This is a genomic window from Stenotrophomonas sp. P5_B8 (assembly GCF_054049855.1).
Map to the genome: position 1 here is coordinate 1 of NZ_JBFULO010000530.1, position 2,244 is coordinate 2,244.

General features: G+C 64.1%; 3 protein-coding genes. 2 read left to right on the forward strand and 1 reads right to left on the reverse strand.

Features of this window, described 5'->3' with window-relative positions; translation table 11 throughout:
* Nucleotides 1-345 precede the first annotated feature (345 nt).
* Both infA and ACXJKH_RS18985 read left to right on the forward strand, forming a co-directional pair.
* Entirely contained in the window at nucleotides 346-564 is a 219-nt protein-coding gene (infA, locus tag ACXJKH_RS18980; protein WP_005409596.1) for a translation initiation factor IF-1, read from the forward strand.
* 213 nt (nucleotides 565-777) lie between these two features.
* The gene (locus tag ACXJKH_RS18985) at nucleotides 778-1,146 is read left to right on the forward strand and encodes a hypothetical protein (protein ID WP_256776707.1); all 369 of its coding nucleotides are present in this window, start codon (nucleotides 778-780) and stop codon (nucleotides 1,144-1,146) included.
* A gap of 72 nt (nucleotides 1,147-1,218) precedes the next feature.
* Here the strand turns inward: ACXJKH_RS18985 and ACXJKH_RS18990 are convergent.
* On the reverse strand, nucleotides 1,219-2,244 hold a 1,026-nt coding region (locus ACXJKH_RS18990; protein WP_457321705.1), incomplete at its 5' end, for an AAA family ATPase.

Here is a 2,244-nt window from a genome sequence, read left to right on the forward strand (position 1 = left end):
CACCTGCTGAGCATGGGCGCCGAGCACTGGTCACGCGCGCGGTTTTTGACGCTGGTGCGCCAACAGGTGCAGCTGGAGGCGCCGGCGGGACTGTGGACGGAGCGGTTTGGTGACATGGATGCGGCCCTGCTTGCGGGCCGGGCCTGATGCGGCATCGGCCAACGGTCGGCACTACCGGGGCCTTGATGCCTGCCGACCGGGCTGACCGATGCCTGACCCACGCGTAACGGGTGAATGCCCAGTAAACCCAAGCGTTTAACGCAAACTTTGCATGAACGGGCGAAGGCGCGTAAAATRCCCGCTCTTAAGGCCAGCTCGGCCGTTTACAGAACTGCACAGGACTACATGTCGAAAGACGACTCCATCGAGTTCGAAGGCACCGTCAGCGAGACGCTGCCGAACACCACTTTCCGCGTACGACTGGAAAATGGGCATGAAATCATCGCCCACATCTCCGGCCGCATGCGCAAGAACTACATCCGCATCCTGACGGGCGACCGTGTCAAGGTCGAAATGACGCCCTACGACCTGACCAAGGGTCGCATCACCTACCGCATGAAATAAGCGGTTCGGGCGACTTCCCTTCGGGAGACGCAGAAGGCCAGCCAGGTGCTGGTCTTTTTGCGTGGGCGCGAAAAAGTGCACACCCCTGCCGGGCGACACCCTTACCCTGTGCACCCTGACATCGGTCAGGCTGCCTTGCTGCAGATTCGCAATGGCGCAGCCCGCGCCACTCTGGTCCCGGTCCACTCCGGATCGCCACTGTCGGCCCCCGCCATGAAGACCCTGTCCCTGCTGAGCCTGCTCCTTGCCGCCTGCTCCGCCGTTGCGGCCAACGCCGCCGAGCCCGCCGCCGCTGCGAGCGCGTGCGTCACCCTGAGCGCCGATCAGCAGATCGTGCGTGCCAATGCCGATCGCGACGTGCTGCTGCGCAACGGCGACCAGCACTACATCGTGCGTTTCAACAACAGCTGCAACAGCGCCGCGCTGTCGCCCAAGCTGGAATTCGTCACCCCCGACCGGGCCGGCGAGCTGTGCAGCGGCGGCATCAGCAGCCTGCGCACCAAATCGCAGAAGTGCGGCATAAGCGATGTGGAGTCGATCACGGCCAAGGAGTTCGCCACGCGCGCACGGGCGCGACGCTGAGCACGTGATGGCTGGCAATGAAAAAGCCCCTTTCGGGGCTTTTTCAACGACTGCATCCACGTTACCCGGCGATCACTCCACCGTGGCAGGCAGACGCCGTTCCGGCTCGGCCTGGGCTTCCACGAACAACGCGTCGTCGCGGACATCGATGCTCACCCGGCCACCGTTGACCAGCTTGCCGAACAGCAACTCGTCGGCCAGCGGGCGCTTGACCTTGTCCTGGATCACGCGCGCCATCGGGCGGGCGCCCATCAGCGGGTCGAAGCCGTGGCGGGCCAGCCAGTCGCGCGCGGTCGGGGTCGCCGACAGGCTGACGTGCTTTTCCTGCAACAGCATTTCCAGCTCGATCAGGAACTTGTCCACCACCCGCAGGATGTGCTCGAAGCCCAGTGGCTGGAACTGCACCACCGCATCGAGGCGGTTGCGGAATTCCGGCGTGAAGCTCTTGCGCAGGATCTCCATCGCGTCGGTGGCATGGTCCTGGCGGGTGAAGCCGATCGAACGTCGCGAGGCCTGGGCCGCGCCGGCGTTGGTGGTCATCACCAGCACCACGTTCTTGAAGTTGGCTTCGCGCCCGTTGGTATCGGTGAGCACGCCACGGTCCATGACCTGCAGCAGGATGTTGAAGATGTCCGGGTGGGCTTTTTCCACCTCGTCCAGCAGCAGCACGCAGTGCGGGGTCTTGACGATCTTTTCGGTAAGCAGGCCGCCCTGGTCGAAGCCGACATAGCCCGGGGGCGCACCGATCAACCGACTGATCGAGTGCGGCTCCATGTACTCGCTCATGTCGAAGCGGACCAGCTCGATGCCCAGCTGCAGCGCAAGCTGCTTGGTCACTTCGGTCTTGCCGACACCGGTGGGGCCGGCGAACAGGAAGTTGCCGATCGGCTTTTCCGGGTTGGCCAGGCCCGAGCGGGCCAGCTTGATCGCCGAGGACAGGGTCTCGATGGCCGGATCCTGGCCGAAGATCACCATCTTGAGGTTGCGCTCCAGATGCTGGAGCACGTCCTTGTCGGTGGCACTGACCTGCTTGGCCGGAATCCGCGCCATCTTGGCGACGATGGTCTCGATCTCCTCGATGTCGATCAGTTCCTTGCG

Coding starts and splice junctions, on each gene's coding strand:
- infA (WP_005409596.1), top strand. CDS start 346: ATGTCGAAAGACGACTCCATCGAGTTCGAAGGCACCGTCAGCGAGACG.
- ACXJKH_RS18985 (WP_256776707.1), top strand. CDS start 778: ATGAAGACCCTGTCCCTGCTGAGCCTGCTCCTTGCCGCCTGCTCCGCC.